Source organism: Winogradskyella sp. PE311, from assembly GCF_046545555.1.
In the GTDB taxonomy this organism is placed as follows: Bacteria; Bacteroidota; Bacteroidia; order Flavobacteriales; family Flavobacteriaceae; genus Winogradskyella.
Window position 1 is genome coordinate 1,338,509 of sequence record NZ_JBHZTH010000001.1, and the last position, 18,182, is coordinate 1,356,690.

Annotated in this window: 21 protein-coding genes; 6 read left to right on the forward strand and 15 right to left on the reverse strand. The window is 32.3% G+C overall.

The genetic code is table 11. From position 1 onward, the window contains the following. Positions 1 to 2: 2 nt before the first annotated feature. A complete protein-coding gene (locus tag ACFWU4_RS05630; RefSeq protein ID WP_411125710.1) occupies positions 3 to 770 on the reverse strand; it encodes a M48 family metalloprotease in 768 nt (255 codons plus the stop codon). A gap of 151 nt (positions 771 to 921) precedes the next feature. Here ACFWU4_RS05630 and ACFWU4_RS05635 point away from each other — a divergent pair, with 151 nt between their 5' ends. Beyond that, positions 922 to 1,347: a GNAT family N-acetyltransferase gene (locus ACFWU4_RS05635; protein WP_411125712.1), complete on the forward strand. Its 426-nt coding sequence runs from the start codon at positions 922 to 924 to the stop codon at positions 1,345 to 1,347. A 2-nt stretch (positions 1,348 to 1,349) separates the two neighbouring features. Here the strand turns inward: ACFWU4_RS05635 and pepE are convergent, their stop codons facing one another. Then, positions 1,350 to 2,057: a dipeptidase PepE gene (gene pepE, locus ACFWU4_RS05640; protein WP_411125713.1), complete on the reverse strand. Its 708-nt coding sequence runs from the start codon at positions 2,055 to 2,057 to the stop codon at positions 1,350 to 1,352. A 138-nt stretch (positions 2,058 to 2,195) separates the two neighbouring features. Here pepE and ACFWU4_RS05645 point away from each other — a divergent pair, with 138 nt between their 5' ends. The 5 genes from ACFWU4_RS05645 to ACFWU4_RS05665 all read left to right on the forward strand — a co-directional run bounded on the left by ACFWU4_RS05645 (position 2,196) and on the right by ACFWU4_RS05665 (position 7,162). Further along, positions 2,196 to 3,014 (forward strand): hypothetical protein, encoded by an 819-nt coding sequence (locus tag ACFWU4_RS05645; RefSeq protein ID WP_411125715.1) that lies wholly within the window; start codon positions 2,196 to 2,198, stop codon positions 3,012 to 3,014. Next, on the forward strand, positions 3,001 to 3,798 hold the full coding sequence (locus ACFWU4_RS05650) for a hypothetical protein (RefSeq protein ID WP_411125716.1): 798 nt from the start codon (positions 3,001 to 3,003) through the stop codon (positions 3,796 to 3,798). The genes ACFWU4_RS05645 and ACFWU4_RS05650 overlap by 14 nt, the downstream gene beginning before the upstream one ends. 44 nt (positions 3,799 to 3,842) lie before the next feature. After that, positions 3,843 to 4,349 (forward strand): DUF6702 family protein, encoded by a 507-nt coding sequence (locus ACFWU4_RS05655; RefSeq protein ID WP_411125718.1) that lies wholly within the window; start codon positions 3,843 to 3,845, stop codon positions 4,347 to 4,349. A gap of 143 nt (positions 4,350 to 4,492) precedes the next feature. Then, positions 4,493 to 6,790: a M1 family metallopeptidase gene (locus ACFWU4_RS05660; RefSeq protein WP_411125720.1), complete on the forward strand. Its 2,298-nt coding sequence runs from the start codon at positions 4,493 to 4,495 to the stop codon at positions 6,788 to 6,790. Positions 6,791 to 6,871: 81 nt separating this feature from the next. Beyond that, entirely contained in the window at positions 6,872 to 7,162 is a 291-nt protein-coding gene (locus tag ACFWU4_RS05665; protein ID WP_411125721.1) for a twin-arginine translocase TatA/TatE family subunit, read from the forward strand. Here the strand turns inward: ACFWU4_RS05665 and ACFWU4_RS05670 are convergent, their stop codons facing one another. The 13 genes from ACFWU4_RS05670 to ACFWU4_RS05730 all read right to left on the reverse strand — a co-directional run bounded on the left by ACFWU4_RS05670 (position 7,163) and on the right by ACFWU4_RS05730 (position 18,180). Continuing rightward, positions 7,163 to 7,804, reverse strand: a complete 642-nt coding sequence (locus ACFWU4_RS05670; RefSeq protein ID WP_411125723.1) for an O-methyltransferase — start codon at positions 7,802 to 7,804, stop codon at positions 7,163 to 7,165. Positions 7,805 to 7,886: 82 nt separating this feature from the next. Then, positions 7,887 to 8,972, reverse strand: coding sequence for an amidohydrolase family protein (locus ACFWU4_RS05675; protein WP_411125725.1), 1,086 nt, complete (start codon positions 8,970 to 8,972; stop codon positions 7,887 to 7,889). Beyond that, on the reverse strand, positions 8,965 to 9,501 hold the full coding sequence (locus ACFWU4_RS05680) for a 3-hydroxyanthranilate 3,4-dioxygenase (protein ID WP_411125727.1): 537 nt from the start codon (positions 9,499 to 9,501) through the stop codon (positions 8,965 to 8,967). The genes ACFWU4_RS05675 and ACFWU4_RS05680 overlap by 8 nt, the downstream gene beginning before the upstream one ends. 97 nt (positions 9,502 to 9,598) lie before the next feature. Next, a complete protein-coding gene (locus ACFWU4_RS05685; protein ID WP_411125729.1) occupies positions 9,599 to 10,381 on the reverse strand; it encodes an SDR family oxidoreductase in 783 nt (260 codons plus the stop codon). Position 10,382: 1 nt separating this feature from the next. Continuing rightward, positions 10,383 to 10,910 (reverse strand): hypothetical protein, encoded by a 528-nt coding sequence (locus ACFWU4_RS05690; protein ID WP_411125731.1) that lies wholly within the window; start codon positions 10,908 to 10,910, stop codon positions 10,383 to 10,385. A gap of 70 nt (positions 10,911 to 10,980) precedes the next feature. Further along, positions 10,981 to 12,420 (reverse strand): aldehyde dehydrogenase, encoded by a 1,440-nt coding sequence (locus ACFWU4_RS05695; RefSeq protein ID WP_411125732.1) that lies wholly within the window; start codon positions 12,418 to 12,420, stop codon positions 10,981 to 10,983. Positions 12,421 to 12,442: 22 nt separating this feature from the next. Then, positions 12,443 to 13,183, reverse strand: a complete 741-nt coding sequence (locus ACFWU4_RS05700) for a DUF6090 family protein (protein ID WP_411125734.1) — start codon at positions 13,181 to 13,183, stop codon at positions 12,443 to 12,445. Positions 13,184 to 13,294: 111 nt separating this feature from the next. After that, complete coding sequence (locus ACFWU4_RS05705; RefSeq protein WP_411125736.1) at positions 13,295 to 13,999, reverse strand: DUF6090 family protein; 705 nt, start codon at positions 13,997 to 13,999, stop codon at positions 13,295 to 13,297. Positions 14,000 to 14,146: 147 nt separating this feature from the next. Beyond that, positions 14,147 to 14,848 (reverse strand): DUF6090 family protein, encoded by a 702-nt coding sequence (locus tag ACFWU4_RS05710; RefSeq protein ID WP_411125738.1) that lies wholly within the window; start codon positions 14,846 to 14,848, stop codon positions 14,147 to 14,149. A gap of 126 nt (positions 14,849 to 14,974) precedes the next feature. Beyond that, a complete protein-coding gene (locus ACFWU4_RS05715) occupies positions 14,975 to 15,709 on the reverse strand; it encodes a DUF6090 family protein (RefSeq protein ID WP_411125740.1) in 735 nt (244 codons plus the stop codon). Beyond that, entirely contained in the window at positions 15,710 to 16,477 is a 768-nt protein-coding gene (locus ACFWU4_RS05720) for a DUF6090 family protein (RefSeq protein ID WP_411125742.1), read from the reverse strand. Further along, positions 16,470 to 17,108, reverse strand: a complete 639-nt coding sequence (locus tag ACFWU4_RS05725; RefSeq protein ID WP_411125744.1) for a hypothetical protein — start codon at positions 17,106 to 17,108, stop codon at positions 16,470 to 16,472. The genes ACFWU4_RS05720 and ACFWU4_RS05725 overlap by 8 nt, the downstream gene beginning before the upstream one ends. Further along, positions 17,101 to 18,180, reverse strand: a complete 1,080-nt coding sequence (locus ACFWU4_RS05730) for a hypothetical protein (protein ID WP_411125745.1) — start codon at positions 18,178 to 18,180, stop codon at positions 17,101 to 17,103. The genes ACFWU4_RS05725 and ACFWU4_RS05730 overlap by 8 nt, the downstream gene beginning before the upstream one ends. Positions 18,181 to 18,182: the final 2 nt, after the last annotated feature.

Here is an 18,182-nt window from a genome sequence, read left to right on the forward strand (position 1 = left end):
GTCTAGGACGCTTTTTTGTATCTTCTAATTGCCTCTCTAATTTTCTCTATACGATTTTCTGGATCTGGATGTGTACTTTGAAATTCTGGCGCACGATTTGGACCTGCAGCTGCTTTTAAGATTTCCATTACGCCAATCATTTCTTCAGGATTGTAACCTGCATTAATCATAAATTTCACTCCTAATTCGTCACTCTCTAGTTCATCTTCACGACCATTTTTAAGAAGCGTTCCATTTCCAATTTGAGATGCCACAGAACCCATGTCAATAGCTCCAGCTCCCATTATTAGTGTTTGCCAATATTTAGAATCAGTAATACGTTCATTAGAGTGTTTCCCTAATACGTGACCGATTTCATGACCAAGTACGCCTGCTAATTGATCCTGGTTTTCTAACTGAGAAAATAAGGCATACGTAATAAAGATTTGTCCTCCAGGAAGAGCAAAGGCGTTTATAGTGCGATCATCGGCTAAGAGATGAAACTCATATTTATAGGGTGTGTTTTTGGCTATACTATTATTAATAAGCTTATTGCCAACATTATCAACTGTAGCTTGGTAGCGGTTATCTGGGTGTAAGCCACCATGTTGTTGAGCCATACCAGGTGCACTCTGTAAACCAATTGCAATTTCTTGTTGTGGTGAGAGTGAAATTGCTTGAGTACGCCCTGTGTAAGGATTTGTTTCTTGTTGGCTACAACGTCTTATAAAAGCAAAAGCTACAATTGCTAAACCTATTAAAAGGCGGACTTTAAAATTACCTCTTCTCATAATGATTGTGTTAGTGTGTTCAATTTACAAAAGTTTGACACAAATTTTATTGAAAAGTCATTACTTTTTACCTCCATTAATTAAAATTTAATTGAACTGTAGTCTTTTTGAATTACTTAAAAGTTTTACTTTTATATCAATAAAGAGCGTTATGAGTTATCAATTTAAAATCATTCCTAATACAGATTTAGACCTAATAATTCCTTTGGTTTACGAGCTTAATGAGTCTAAAGTGAGTCTAACTCTTTTAAAAGAACGTTTTGATGAGATAAAGAATCAAAATTATGAATGTGCCGTTATTTTAGATGATGCTATAGTCGTTGGTGTTACAGGTTTATGGTTTTGCACTAGACATTACGTAGGTAAAGCAGTTGAATTAGATCATGTCTATATAAGACCAAATTATAGAAATCAAGGTTTAGGAAAAAAATTTATGGATTGGATCCATAATTATGTAAAAGAGAAAGGATGTAATTCTATGGAACTAAATACATATGTTCAAAATTACCCTTCTCATAAGTTTTATTATAATGAAGGTTATGAAATTTGGGGCTACCACTTTTTTAGAAATATATAATACTATTTAAGAAATCCTAAATCTGAGTTTGTTGGTATTTCGTATGGTGATTTATCATATTCAAAGACTCTGGCATCTAAATTACCTTTTAAAACTAAATCATCACCTTTTACTTCTATCCAGCTACCTTCTCTAAGTCCGATAACGGGCTGTGTATTAAAACTATGAAACTCTTTTATGCGTGTTTCTCGTGTTTCACCCATATGTGTGCTATTAGGTTTAGGGTCTAAATAGTGAGGATTAATATTAAAAGGTACCAAGCCTAAGGTTTTAAAACTTGGTGGATACGTAATAGGCATATCATTGGTAGTATGCATTGTTAGCCCACAAATATTGCTGCCTGCACTAGTACCTAAATAAGGTGTTCCTTTATTAATGGCCTCTTTGATTGCTATTAAAATATCATTTTTATAAAGTTGATTAACTAAAACAAAAGTGTTGCCACCTCCTGTAAAAATGCCTTCTGCATTTTCTAAAGCTTTTTTAGGGTTATCAAATTCATGTATTCCTTTTAATGATTTACCAATAGATTTAAATGTTTTGGCCGCGATTTTTGTGTAATCATCGTATGATATGCCACCTGGTCTAGCATATGGAATAAATAGGATTTCCGACGCATTACTAAAGTGTGTCTTAAGTTCATCTGTAAGGTATTCTAAATATCCACTTCCATGAATTGTTGACGTACTTGCTATAAGAATTGATTTCAAATTAAGATCTTTTTGTAAAAATAAAAGTAATTTATGACAAACGCTATTGTCTTTTTCAATTGAATTTAACAAAGATTTATTAGCGGTTTTTGTGAGATGTCGAGAATTAGAACGAACTTTATAAATCAAAAAACCAACATGAAAAATTTAATAATTACGCTTTGTTGTCTCTTTACATTTTCAATCTATGGACAAGATGTTGAAAGAGTTACTGTAAATGGAAGAATCGTAGTGTCTACAGCGGATAAAGAAGGGGTGACTGTTTACAATACTTCATCAAATAAAGGTACAATTACCGATGAGAATGGTGAGTTTGAAATTAAAGTAACACTAAATGATATTGTCGATTTTGGCGCACTTCAATTTAAAGATTTTAAAATCACTATTACTGAAGAAATTTTAGCCTCTAAGCGCTTAACTGTTATACTTGTAGAAGAAGTAAATAAACTAGATGAGGTGGTCATATTACCTTTTGGTCTTACAGGTAGTCTAAATGCAGATTTAGAAAATGTAAGGACGTATAATGTAAGCCTCGATTATGTTTATTTTGGGTTAGACCATATAGAGGATTTTGAGTTTTCTGCCGATTATAAAACTGAAGCAGATAATTTAGCATTTAATGAAAATAACCCTACAGTTGGTAACATGCTGAATATTGTTAATTTGGCTGGTTTTATTGTCAGCCAAGTAGTTGATATTAATGATAAAGGGAATAAAACAAAATCAGAAAAAGCCATAAGAAAAACACCTTTTAAACAGGCCTTAGATAAATATAGTGTCAATTACATTCATGTGAATTTTAAAATTCCTTTATCAGAAGTAGAGAGTTTTATTGATTTTGTAGAGGAAAAAGGTGTAGATGAGCAATTACTGAATGAAAATAAGGAACTACAATTTTTAGAACGTTTAACACAATTAAGTAAATCTTACCTTAAAAATAACATTGCAAAAGATTAAACTATTTTTTTTCGCTATTGCGTTTCTTTTTGTTTTTTCGTTAAATGCTCAGCGAAAAGAACTCAAGGGCCAACTGCTTGCCACTGATGATGTAGAAGGTATTCATATATTAAATAAGACAGCCATTAAATACGCTATTTCTAAAGAAGATGGAAGTTTTATTATTCTTGCTAAGGCGCTAGATACACTATTGATTTCTGGTTTAAAATATGAAAGCAAAGAAATTATAATTAATAAGTTAGAAGAAAATTCAGGTATATTTTCAGTTAAACTGACTGAAAAGATAAATGCTTTGGACAAAGTTATTGTAGGTAAGATTCTTACAGGTAGTTTAGAATCGGATCTTCAGAATTCAGATGCAAAAACTGATGTCAATTTCTATGACTTAGGTATTCCAGGTAGCGTAAAATTGCCAAAGACCCAGAATGAACAAAAGTTGCATGATGCTGATGCAGGTCCATGGGGTTATATTGGTTTAGGTTTTGGTGTTAATTTTCATAAATTATTAAATAAGATTAGTGGAAGAACAAAAAAACTTAAAAATATTGTAGAATTAGATGACCGAGATAGATGCATTAATCGTCTGCGAAGAGATTATGAAGCTATTATTTTTGAAAATGATAGTTTAGTTGAAAATTTAAAAAATGAGTACTTTTTGTTTTGCCAAGAAGATGAATCGTTTTTAGGCTTATGTAAAGAAAAAAATGAAATTAAGTTATTAGAGTATTTGCAGCAAAAACTAAAAGCCTACCGAGAAAATAGAGAAACGATAGATAAAGATTAACTTTGGAATACTTTTTGGAATCAACAAAGCAACAACAAAGACATATGAAATTAATACAACGCATTATTATTCTATTACTATTACCGGTTTTTCTTTCAAACAGTGTTAAGCACGAATATTATGTTAGTGTAACTAAGGTTGAATATTCTGAGAACCAGAAATCACTCCAAATTATAAGTCAAATTTTTATTAATGATTTTGAAAAGTTATTAAGAGAACGCTATGATGAGAATATAACTTTGGCAGAAGATGACGAACCAGAAACTGTAGACGTTTACATAAAACGTTATTTATCCGATAAATTAAAAATTAAAGTTAATGAAGCTGATGTTAATTTTAAGTTTATTGGCAAAGAATATAAAGATGACATCACATATTGTTACTTGGAAATAGAAAACATATCTAATATAAAGTCAATGGAGGTCACTAACAGAACTCTTTTCGATGTAATCCCTGAACAACAGAATATTGTTAGGCTCAAGCTTTTAGGAAAAAACAGAAGTTTTTTATTACTTCCAGACAATGATAAATGCATGTTAAACTTTAATTAAAAATATGTTAAAACCATGTGAAATGGCTATTTTAGACAAGATTTTTAATAAATATTATCTGTACGAAACATTCTAATTACATAAGTCTTAATAAGCAGTGATTTTTAGTGGTTTCATGATATCTTAAAAAATAACACTAACTCATGAAAATTTTAAAGTATTTCTTATGCGCTTTTTTATTTGTTTCTGCGAGTACTTATGCTCAAAATGAAATAAAACCAGAGCGTAAACCTGGTCACACCAATCAAAACAAGTTTAAACAATTGTATGACGAGTTTTCTACTCCAAATATGTTTAGAACAGGTTCTGGTGCTCCTGGTCCAGGCTATTACCAACAACAAGCAGATTACAAAATGGATATTGAAATCGATGATGTAAATGCAAAGTTGTACGGTAATGAAACAATTACGTATACAAATAATTCACCAGATGAATTGAAATACCTTTGGGTACAATTAGATCAGAACATGCGTTCTAAAGATTCTAAAACCCCTTTTATTAGCAGTTCTGGGATTGGTCCAGCAACATCAGCCTCTAGAGCCACGAGTTCTTATCTAAAAGATAGATTTGATGGTGGATTTAATATTGAGCATGTTAAAGATGTTAATGGAAAAGATTTACCTCATATGATTAATCGCACAATGATGCGAGTTGAGTTACCTAAAGCAATGAATAAGGGTGATAAATTCTCATTTAATATCAAATGGTGGTATAACATTAACGATCATGTAAAAGATGGTGGTCGTTCAGGTTATGAATACTTTGAAGAAAATGATAATAGAATCTATGTGATGGCTCAATTTTATCCTCGTATGGCTGTATATAATGACGTAGAAGGATGGCAAAATTCTCAGTTTTGGGGACGCGATGAATTTGCGTTGCCTTTTGGAGACTTTGATGTTAATATAACAGTACCTGCAGATCACATATTAGATGGTACGGGATACTTAACCAATAGAGATGAGGTTTTTACTAAAGACATGATGAAGCGTTATAATCAAGCTAAGAAGTCTTTTGATAAACCAGTAATGATTGTTACCCAAGCGGAAGCTGAGAAGACTGAGAAATCTAAAAGTTCTAAGAAAAGAACATGGAAATTATCAGCACAAATGGTACGTGACTTTGGTTTTGCAACATCTCGTAAATTTATTTGGGATATGATGGCTGTTAAAATTGGTGACAGAGATGTTATGGCAGTTTCTATGTATTCTAAAGAAGGCAATCCTTTATGGGAACAATGGTCAACAAGAACTGTTGCAAGTACGCTTAAATCATACTCTCGTATGACATTTGATTATCCTTATCATAAGGCAATATCTGTACATGCACCAATGGGAATGGAATATCCAATGATTTGTTACAATTTTGGTCGCCCAGACAAAGAAGGTAATTACTCAGACAGAACTAAATACGGAATGATAAGTGTAATTATCCATGAGGTAGGTCATAATTTCTTTCCAATGATTGTAAATAGTGATGAGCGCCAATGGACTTGGATGGATGAAGGTTTAAATACATTTGTTCAATATGTTGCAGAACAAGATTTTGGTGAGTGGAATCCAACAGCATTATCTCCAAACGATAAAGCATACCCTTCACGAAGAGGGCCAGCAAAAAATATTGTGAGATATATGGGAGGTAACCAAGACTATATTGCACCTATTATGACAAAAGGTTTAAATACCTATCAATTTGGTAGCAATGCATATAGTAAACCAGCTACAGGTTTAAATATTTTAAGAGAAACAGTAATGGGCAGAGACTTATTTGATTATTCTTTTAGAGAATATGCTAACCGTTGGATGTTTAAACACCCAACTCCGGAAGATTTTTTCAGAACGATGGAAGATGCTTCTGCTGTTGACTTAGATTGGTTTTGGAGAGGATGGTTTTATACTACCGATTATACCGATATCGGAATCAAAGAAGTAAAGAAGTATGCTGTAACTAATAAGCCTAATGAAAATGGTAAAAAATTAGCAGCACGTTATAATATGGATCCTAACGCTTTAGTTTATTTTATTGGTGAAGGTGATGAAGGATATGACGATGCGATGAAAAGTGGATCATCTATTGACGATTTGCCTACGGTAAAAGAGTATATTATGGACAATTTTACTCCAGATGAACAAAAGGCAATGAAAAAGTCACCAAAGTATTTTTACAATGTAACTTTTGAGAAGCCAGGTGGTCTTGTAATGCCTTTAATTGTTCAATATGAGTATGCAGACGGTTCAAAAGAAAAGGTGACTTATCCTGCTCAAATCTGGAGATTTAATGATAAGGAAGTAAGTAGAGCAGTGGCGAGTGAAAAAGAGATTGTTTCTATTACTATAGATCCTGATTTAGAGACAGCAGATGTAGATACCTCTAACAATGCTTGGCCTAGAGAAGTAAAAGAAAATGATTTTGATAAGTTTAAGAATAAAGTAAAAAACTAATCAAATAAATTAAAAATAAAAAAAAGCCTACTTTAACGAGTCGGCTTTTTTTATTACATAAAGTCACTCTATATTTGCACTGTGATATATTTATCAACTTTTTTATTTATCGGTGGTACCGAAATCGTATTTATACTCTTTATAGTAGTATTGGTTTTTGGTGCTGATAAGTTGCCTGAAGTAGCTCGAGGTTTGGGCAAAGGAATGCGTACATTAAAAGATGCAACCAATGATATAAAGCACGAAGTAACAAAAAGTGCTAAAGAGAATAATATTATAGATACAGACGTCGCCAAGGATATACAAGAGGAAATTAATAAAGTAAAAGATGATTTAGGCGATTTTACGGGTTCCGTAAAACGAAAACTGTAATTATAACTTTCTACTTATTGTTAAACCATCTCTTATTGGTAAAACAACGGTTTCAATGCGCGGATCATTTTTAAGTAATGTATTGTAGTCTAAAACCGCTTTAGTAGATTTGTCTTTTTCATTGAGAGATTCTATCACTTTTCCATGCCATAACACATTATCTGAAAGAATTATACCACCAGAATTAAGTTTATCAATAATAAGATGAAAATAGTTAGAGTAGTTTGGTTTGTCAGCATCAATAAACACCAAATCAAATGTTTTATTAATTGTAGGTATAATTTCTAGTGCATTACCCAAATGCTGAATGATGTTATTACCATATTTCGATTTATTAAAATACTTTCTTTGAAAGTCAATAAGCTCCTCATTAATATCAATAGTATTAATTTCACCATCTTTATATAGTCCCTCCGCCAAACAAAGTGTAGAATAACCCGTGAAAGTCCCTAGTTCTAATATAGATTTTGGTTGTATTAATTTAGAAATCATGCTTAAAACTCTACCTTGGTAAGGTCCACTTAGCATTATTGGTTGTAGAACTTTCTGATAGGTTTCTCGTGTTAATTCCTGCAATAACTTTGGTTCTTGTTCGGAGTGATCTACAATATAGTTGTCTAGTTTTTCAGGTAAAAAGTACATTCTTATGTCAGGTCGAGCGCAGTCGAGACCTATTTATTTATTAAAGTCTAAATACCTCTCGACTGCGCTCGAGGAGACATTCTTATCCTAAAATTCTATTTACCAATTTTTTTTTGGCAGCTTCGTCATCACCACAAAGCCATTGTATAACATTATCTTCCCAGATAGCATCGCGTTCGTTTTTAGAAATGATATCTCTATCCATGGCCAAGTCTAATATTTTACCGGGATAAGAAGATTGTTTTTCACTTTCCATCTCTCCCAAAGGATATGGATCGTCTAATCCCATTAGTACTTGTTTTGAGCCTTGGTTTTTAATTAATAGTTCTAAACCACCAGTATCGTGCACTAAAGTATCGAAGAAGATATTTTTATGACCTACCGCTTGCCTCGGATGACTTTTGTCTTCAAATAAATCTGGTCGCCCATCAAATCCTTGAATTCGTCTCCCCAAATTTATTTGAGCTAATTGGCCACCGTGTGCAAAGCAAACACGCATGTTCTTATATTTTTCGTAATAACCATTAAGGGTTAAAAAATGATAAGCATCCGCACATTGTGCAAGCATCCATATCAAATGAAAACGCCAAGATGTGTTTTCTAGTTTTATAAATTTTTCTCCATCATAAGGATGAACCTCTACTGCGAGATTATATTTATCAGCAAGCTCAAAAATAGGCTCATTTTCTTCGTCAAAAATGCAACGCCATGTACCTATGGTATCCATGTAGTGCGTCGGTAAGCAAAGTAGTTGCATACCTAATTCTTCTACACAACGTTCAATTTCCCAGCATGCTCCGCGAACAAAACCAGGATGTACTACAAAACCACAAGTAAATTTACTTGGATTTTCATTTTGAATACGTGCATTAAAATCATTCTGAAAACGTAACGCTTGTTTCATCTCTTCGAGACGTAAACCATTTCCGTAAAGTTGTGACAAGTTTAAAACAACTGCATGGTCAATTTTAAAGTGTTCCATCCAAGCCAATTTTTCATCCAAGAAAAAGCTAGAATCTGTAATTGGTCTATTCCAATCTTTTTGAAGCATAAACTTTCGGTCTTTATCTACCCAAAAGATACCCTTATCTTTCATAAATTCAGGAATTTCCTCAGGATAGGGAAGAAGGTGAGAGTGACCGTTTATTCTTAATTTTCGTTTAGTCATCAAGCTGAACTTTTTTAGGTGGTTGCATTACCTCTCCACAGTTAGGGCAGCTACGCTTATCTTTGTCGCCATAGTAATTATCGAATATAACAGGCATATCAGTTTCTATATTTTCAACAGTGAAGTCTTCTTCATATAATTTTGTAGTACAGTTTTCACAAAACCATAATAATGCATCTTGTACTCCTTTATCTCTTGGGTATTCAATAACCAAACCAACTGTATTAGCTCCACGTTGAGGTGAATGTGGTACTTTAGGAGGTAATAAAAAAATCTCACCCTCTCTAATATGAATGTCTTTAGGTGTGCCTTTGTCAATGACCTTTAATATTATATCTCCTTCAACTTGGTAGAAAAATTCTGGTGTTTCGTTATAATGATAGTCTTTTCTACTATTAGGTCCACCAACGACCATAACAATAAAATCACCATCTTTCCACACTACCTTATTGCCAACTGGTGGCTTTAGTAGATGACGGTTTTCTTCTATCCATGCTTTAAAATTTATAGGTGGGAATAATTTACTCATTATGCTTCTATTTTGTCATTCCTGCGAAGGCAGGAATCTGTAGTTATTATTTTTTAAATTTGAATTCCAGCCTTTGCAGGAATGACAAGATCTAAAGTTACAAACTTTTTGTTCGTCCGCCATCAACCGGAAGGTTAATTCCGTTTATATAAGCAGCACGTTCACTTGCTAAAAATGTAATAGCATCTGCCAATTCTTCGGGCTTTGCAAAGCGTTTAGCAGGTACAGCATTCTTCATAGCATTTGATGCTTCGTCTACTGATTTACCTGTTTTTACTGATTTATTTTTAATGATTTGCGTAAGTCGTTCTGTACCAGTGGCTCCAGGAAGTACATTGTTTACAGTAACACCAAATTCTCCTAGCTCATTAGCTAATGTTTTACTCCAATTTGCAACTGCACCACGAATGGTATTGCTCACGCCTAGTCCATCTAACGGCTGTTTTACTGAAGTAGAAATAACATTAATAATACGTCCATATGTTTGGTCTTTCATAAAAGGAACAACCGCCTGTACTAATACATGATTACATTTTAAATGTTGGGTAAAGGCGTTTTCAAATTCTTCAACTTTAGCAGAAAAAACAGGCCCACCTGCAGGTCCACCAGTGTTATTTATTAGAATATGAAAACCATGATGTGATTTAATATAAGATTCAACTTTTTCTTTTAATTCACTTGGATTTGAAAAATCAGCTACAATATAACTGTGATTTCTGTGTTGAGGTAATTCTGCAAGCACCGCTTTAAGCTTTGCTTCATTTCTTGCAACTAAAGTAATTATTGTACCTTCTTCAGCTAAAGCTAAAGCTGTTGCTTTACCGATACCAGCAGTACTGCCACAAACTAAAGCATATTTATTATTTAATTCTAAATTCATTTTACTTAGCGAGTTTAAAACTGTTAAGGATTTGGTCGCCAACCTGTATATACGTATCAAACTCTGCGGTTGTAGATGAAAACGTTAAAACATATGCAGTTCCGCTATATAATAGAAATACCTGCTTGAATTTTAATATCATACCATTACCGAAATCCGCAGACCAGATAGCAGCTTTTGCTTCCCATCCATTAAGTTTAATAGTGTCGACAGATATAACTTTTGCACTTGGAATTTGTGCCGTAATTTGATCTATTGAAATTTTAGAATATTCATCAAGAGATAATGTTTGTCCGTTTAAATTTTCTAGTGTTAGGTTTATGTTTTCTCTAAATTTATCCTCGTTTTGTGATTTTTCATCAGACAATAATAAAAATTGCATCGACGGTTGAGGTTTCTTTTCACTAGATATCCAGTCTGTGGGATAGCTAATTGCATAGTTTTCTTTTTCTAAGGTTTCCCAATTTTCTTGTGCAAATAGAGATAAACTTATAAAAAGCAGCAGTAGGGTTGAGATTTTAGTTTTCATAATATTTTTGTTTTGGGTTTATACTTGAGTTTAAAAGATACTGAATCAAGTTCAGCATGACAACTACTTGTTAATATTTTATACAGATATTTTTTGCCTCAGTAAAAAAGCGTAATGCTTCAAAACCACCTTCACGACCAACCCCTGAAGCTTTTACACCACCAAATGGTGTTCTTAAATCGCGCATCATCCAAGTATTTACCCAAACAATACCTGCTTGTAGTTGATTGCTTAGTCTCATGGTACGTTTTAAGTTGTTAGTCCAAAGGGTTGCTGATAAACCGTATTTTACTTTGTTTGCCATTTCAAGCACTTCGTCTTCATTATTAAATGGCATTATAGTAACCACTGGTCCAAAAATTTCTTCTTGGTTAACTCTGCATTCATCGTTAGGTACTTCGATGACTGTAGGCTCTAAATAATAACCATTTTCATAGCCCTTAATTTTAACTTCATTTCCGCCACATAGCACAGTGCCGTTTTCTTCTTTGGCTATTGTAATATAGTCTTTTACTTTTTCAAGATGTGGTTTTGAAACTAGTGCTCCTATATTAGTTTCTTTTTCTGAAGGATGACCAACTTTTAGTGTTCTTACTTTGGCTACAAAATCTGTTTTAAATTTCTCATAGATTGAAGCTTCTACAAAAATACGGCTTCCGCATAAGCAAATCTGTCCTTGATTTGCAAATGACGAACGCACTGTTGTATTTAGCATATCCTCGTAATCACAGTCTGCAAAAATGATGTTTGGATTTTTTCCGCCTAATTCTAAGGATAGTTTTTTAAATAATGGCGCAGCGACTTTTGCAATATGTGCTCCGGTTGCTGTACCACCTGTAAAGGAAATCGCTTTAATGTCTGGATGTTCTACTATGGCTTGCCCTGTTGTTGTGCCTAAGCCATGGACAATATTTAAAACACCTTTTGGCAGACCTGCTTCAATACATAGTTCTCCCAAAAGGAAAGCGGTCATTGGTGTAACTTCGCTTGGTTTTGCAACAACACAATTACCTGCGGCCAATGCAGGTGCAATTTTCCAAGTAAAGAGATAGAGTGGAAGGTTCCAGGGACTAATACAACCCACAACTCCTATAGGCTGACGCAACGTATAATTAATTGCATTTTGTCCAACGGATTCATGGCTTTCACTCGCAAATTGAGTAATTGCATTACCAAAGAATCTAAAGTTACTCGCGGCTCTAGGTATATCAATCGCTTTAGCTAAGGAAATAGGTTTGCCATTATCTAAGCTTTCAGCCTCTGCAAACTGTTGTAAGTTGGCTTCTAATAATTCTGAAATTTTAATGAGAATGCGACTGCGTTCTTCTAATGTGGTTTGTGACCACAGCCTAAAGGCAGATTTAGCAGATTTGTATGCTTCTTCTACATCTGTTTTAGATGAGTTTGGTATTTGGCTATAAACGTTACCACTTGCCGGATTGTAGTTGTCAATCCAATTATTTTCAATGGGATTTACAAATTTGCCGTTTATGTAGTTTTGGATATTCATTAAATAGGTCTAAATCTAAGATTTATTTATTCGTTTCTGCTAAAATAGCGTCTAAAATGGTTCCGAGTCGTTTTAAACTCCTTTCAGCTGCAGCTACTCTATAAAGATAATCGTCAGTAATGTTTTCAAACTCAACATCATTAAAAATCGCATACTTATCTATTTTAAGAGTTGTGTTTTCTTTCCAATTTAAGGCTCCGTATTTGTCTATATCTTTTAATGCATAATGTTTTGATAAGTATGGTATCAATTCATTATCAATTTTTAGTTCAGCTCGCTCAATAGCTACTTTTACGTCTTTGAGTTGGCTTTGCCAATTATAAAGTAATGTTTTAAGTTTTTTATTTCTTAACAATTTTAGTCTACCAGATTGTATAAGGTCATTGATGGTATTTTCGCTTGGTCGATATTCACCAGGTTCTAAGACTATAAATAAAAGACTATCTACATTTTGTTTTTTTAAGAGTTCCTCAGGTTTTCCCATAAGACGCATTATGGCATATCCTGTTTGTTTTGCATTTTCTGTTTCGATTATATTTTCATCAAACATTTTTTTGTTTTCAGAAAACTCATCATACAAGTTCTGTAGTATAGAACTTTCTTCTAAGCTTTCTTTTCTGTTTTCATTCCATGTGTTAATCTGCAAAGCAATAAGAATTCCAATCACAACAAGTATGATTTCGCCAATAGCGTATTTGAAGTAACGACCTGTTTTTCCTGTTTCCATTAATTTAAATCTTATTCGTCTAAAAAACTTAATCATATTTTTAGTTTTAATTCTTTCCGCGAGCGGCTATCTTCACCAAAGGTCTACTAGACCTTTGATTTTGTTTTACAAAATTGTATTGCGATAATCTAAAAAATTTAATCATAGTCATTCAGCAGAAGTTTCTTTGAGTATTTGATGGATTAATTGTTTAGATATCACAAACTGCGCTTTCGCCTCGTGTAGCACAAATAATTTATCGTCGATATGGTTTTCAAAAATTGGGTTCTGTAAAAGAACTAGATTGTTAATTGGTAATTTAGATGGCTTATAATTAAAAGTTTTTGCTGTTGCGTCTATATTTCTTAGCGATCCATTGGCTTTTAAAAATTTTATAAGATCCTTACTTGTATTCTCCATTTGTTCTTCTGTCTCTTTCATTTGATTAAAAAAACGTGTCCATTGGAATAATAATTTTTTTAGTTTACTACTTTTTAATTTCGATAACCCACCAGAGCTTTTAAGGTCATTTAAAACAAACTCGCTTGGTTTCCAAGTAGGGCTCGTTAAAATGCTACCTATTATACTATCTAAACTTTTAATATTATCAGTACTGTTTTCTTCCTTAAACATTGAAAAAAGAAGTTCCATCTTATTCATCACTTTCAATAGATCTAGATTTATTGAGTCTAAATCTTTTAAATTATCTTGAAACTCTTCATTAAGATTGGCGAGCGTTATTTGTTCTTGTATACCTTCTAATCGTGTTTCGTTCCAATTATTAATTTGTAGTGCGATTAGAATACCAATAACGACGAGGATAATTTCTCCAATGGCGTATTTGAAGTACTTGCCTGTTTTTCCTGTTTCCATTAATTTAAATCTTATTCGTCTAAAAAACTTAACCATATTTTTAGTTTCTATTTTTTTCGTCCCGATAGTTATCGGGAGCTATCTTCACCAAAGGTCTACTACACCTTTGATTTTTTTACAAAATTGTGTTGCGATAATCTAAAGAATTTAATCATTTAGATAAGTTTCTATATCTTTTTTTAATTGAATAGCTTCACCCTTAATATCATTTAAGCTATTACGATATGCTTCATTGAGTGATAAAAAAATTCTTAAAGATTGAATATATTCTTTATTAACCTTTAGCGTTTCATAATTATTAGGACGTAATACCTTTTGCCCTTCATTTAAAGTTAAAAGCGTAAAATCTTTTCTTATAAAACCTAACATATATTCATGAAAGTCTTGTTTTAATTCGCTAAATGCACCTTCTGTATCAGTAATTGAAGCACTATAAAACTGACCTATTGCCGAACGAATTTTTGAATCCTCTACCAAGTCCATACCAATTGATGAAAGCGAATTATAGCCACTTGTTTTAAAATAAGGTTCGTCATATGAGTTTGTCGAATGAAAGTGACTTGCTAAAGAGTCATGGTATTTCTGATCTGTTTGTAAGACCTTAATTAAGATTTTGAGGGAGTTAATATTTTTGGCTAAATTATTGTTCTGTGTATTAACAACCTCATCTAAATCGTTTAGACTATATTCTAAATCGGATACGATTTCGAGAAGTGCTTCTCGTTCTTTTTCTTTAGCTTTTTTTCCTTCGTTCCAGTTATTAATTTGTAGTGCAATGAGAATACCAATAACTACAAGGATAATTTCGCCAATGGCGTATTTGAAGTACTTGGATGTTTTGTTTTCCATAAGTAATGATTTACGAATATGTCTGAAGAATTTAATCATAGGCTGTTATTCCTGCGAAAGCAGGAATCCATTTTTTGGTTTTTGGTTTGTTGTAGATTCCTGCCTACGCAGGAATGACAAAAAAATTTAATCATTAGTTTTAGGTTTTGATAGCTCAATAATGTTGTCTAAAGTTTCTTGTACTTTTTGCAGTTCGCCACCAGACACTAATATCTGATCAACTAAATCGTAATTATTTTTCACTAAATATTCAAACTCCAAAGTTTGTAATGCGTCAAAATTATTCCGCTCATCTTTAAAATTGTAATTCCAATCAAAATGTTTAGACATATATGCATCATATTGATTTATTATATAATCTCTTGATCGTAATTCTTCCTCTTGATAATCTGTAATTAGATCATTCCAAGAAATCAATAAATCTCGTAAGGTGTCATTTTTAATGATATCGAAAGATGAGCTACTGGTCAAGGCTTTAATACTTGTTTGCGAAGGATTAAAAGTAGCGCCTGCATACGACCAAAAAAGTTGAAAACTTAAAGAATCTAAAACCGCAGGTTTAGGTTTTGTTTTTATGGGGAATAACTTTATAATTTTTGCACTATTATTATGTGAAGTTCTATGTTGAGATACAACAGAATCTAACTGTATTCGATTTTGTTTAAACTCTTTATGAATGTTTGCTAAAATCGCAGTTTCTTTATTTGCGTTTATTCTATTTTCATTCCAATTGTTAATCTGCAATGCAATAAGAATCCCAATAACGACAAGAATAATTTCACCAATGGCGTATTTTAGGTATTTGCCTGTTTTTTCAGTTTCCATGAGGTTGTATCTTATTTTTCTGAAAAATTTAATCATTTAGTTCAGCTTTTCTATTTCTTGTTCTAATAACTTCATAGTTTTACTATTAAATTTTTTATACTCAATATTTCTATTTAGTTCAGTATTAAGTAAAAACATTTTATTATCAATCATACTCTCAAATTTTCTGTCTTTTAAAATGATTCTGTTATCTGAGTAATCGAGTTCACTTTTACCTATTCTATCTTTAATTGGTGCAAATCTATAATCGACTTGTCTTAATGAAATATTATCATAGAAATAGGGTATGAGATTGTTTGTACTATCTTCATCTTCACGTTTTTCGGCCATTTTTATTACTGCGTAAATACTTGGGATTTGATATAAGAAATCTCGTAGACTATCTGAAGCTATTAAAGAAATAGCACCAGAACTTAATGCCTCATCAAGTGTAGAAGATTTATAGTTTAAAGTAGGGGACGCTAAAACAGAATAAATTAAGGTGTCGATTGTTTTTTCATTTGTATTAGTAAAGTCATTACCCATAAATTGAAGCAGTCTTTCTGAATCTGTAATTAATGATTCGATACGTTTTATATTCTCATTTAGAGCTTCTTGGTTTTTATGGCTTTCAACAAGCAGTCTATTCATTAGGTTTTCTGAGGCTCTGCTTTCATTACGTTTTGTGTTCCAATTATTAACTTGTAATGCAATGAGAATTCCAATAACGACAAGAATAATTTCGCCAATGGCGTATTTGAAGTATTTGGTTGTTTTTCCTGTTTCCATGAGGTTGTATCGTATTTTTCGAAAGAATTTAATCATTGATTACAGGATATAAAGAATCGATTTGCTTTAAGTTATAATCAAACATTTCTGTGAGTTCTTTTTCGAACCAATAGAGATCGTTCATAGACATTTGTATAGATCGCATTACTTTTCCAAAACTTTTAAAGTCGGTTAAATCTGAACCAAAGAAAATTTGTGTAGACTGAGATGAATATTCATTATAACTGTCTTGATAGGTATAGAGGCTATTTAAAGCTTTCAATAATTCGGGTTTAAATTCTTTACCAATCCCAGATTGTATACTGGTTTGAAAAGCTGCATTTTGTAATCTTGGTGTTTGCATACCTTTCCAAAATTTTAATTTTCCTTCAATTTCCTTTTCAGACTTAGGCATACTCATTTTAAATATTGAGTCTTTTACTGAGATATGATAGTCTTTTACACGCTCAATTTTATTCTTGTTCGAATCGATTTCGTCTTTTAGCATATTAATAGTGTTAGTGACGGTTTCGTTTACTTTCTTTTCTTCATTTCTATTTTGAAGATAAAGTGCCAGCATAATACCTACAACAATTAATGCAATTTCGCCAATAGCGTAAAGTATATAGCTTAAAAAGCTTTTTTTCTTAAACATGTCTTTTCTTATTTTTCTGAATATGTTAATCATTAACTATAGTATTATCAATTATAAGATAACCATGAGGTTCTTCTGTAAACTTGGCAAGGCATATACTATCTCTATAAACACTAATCACCTTTGAATAATCGCCGCCATTTAGCAAACCTCCACGCCAAGTTTCATGTGCTTCGGTTGCTCCTGGTTTTAGTTTAAATTCGTACAGATTAGTGTCGTATTTATCTGTAACATTTACAGATAACGTATCTTTAGTGGTATTGAAAATTAATAGTCTTTGTCTTGTACCCTTGAGGTCTGGATAATCCTTTGCGGTACTTCTACAAGCAACTTCTTTATAATGATTAAGGTTTAATGAAGTTAGCAAGTTTACTAACTCATCTTTATTAAATTGATGTTTTTCTTGTTTTATTTGGGCTAATATTTTAATTAAACCGGCTCTTGCTATCCTCATTTCAAATAAAACATTATGATTTTTGATACTATAATTAAATACTCTGTTTAGGTAGTTACTATCTGTTAGATAAAAATTGATTGTTTTTTCAATACTACTAGAGTCTCTTTTAAAAGTAAAATCTTTACCACTTAAGGTATAGTAATCTACATTGTCAGTAAATGCTTTTTGTAAATCATTCCAAGCTAAATCTTTGTATTGTTTACGACCTTTAAGGCTTTTAATAGCTTTAATAATAGGCAAATACTCTGGTTTGACAGTTTCTTCTAGCACCAATAATTTATCTAAATTTTCAGTGTTTGGATTAAAATCTGAATAGTTAAAGAGAATCTCGTAATATTTAAACTGACGATAATCGTCTTTCGTTACTTCCTTTTTTAAAATACGTTGCATCATGAGTTCGCGCTCCTCATAAAATGCAATTTCATTATTTACATGTTCGACATCAGCAATAACGTCATCTTCAATTTTATCAATAAGAGTTTCAATGGTATTGTTAGTTTTCCGTTTTTCATTCCAATTGTTGGCTTGTAGTGCAATCATAATACCAATGACTACAAGTAGTATTTCACCAAGAGCATATTTAAAGTATTTGCCTGTTTTGTTTTCACTCATGAGGTTGTAGCGTATTTTTCGAAAGAATTTAATCATAA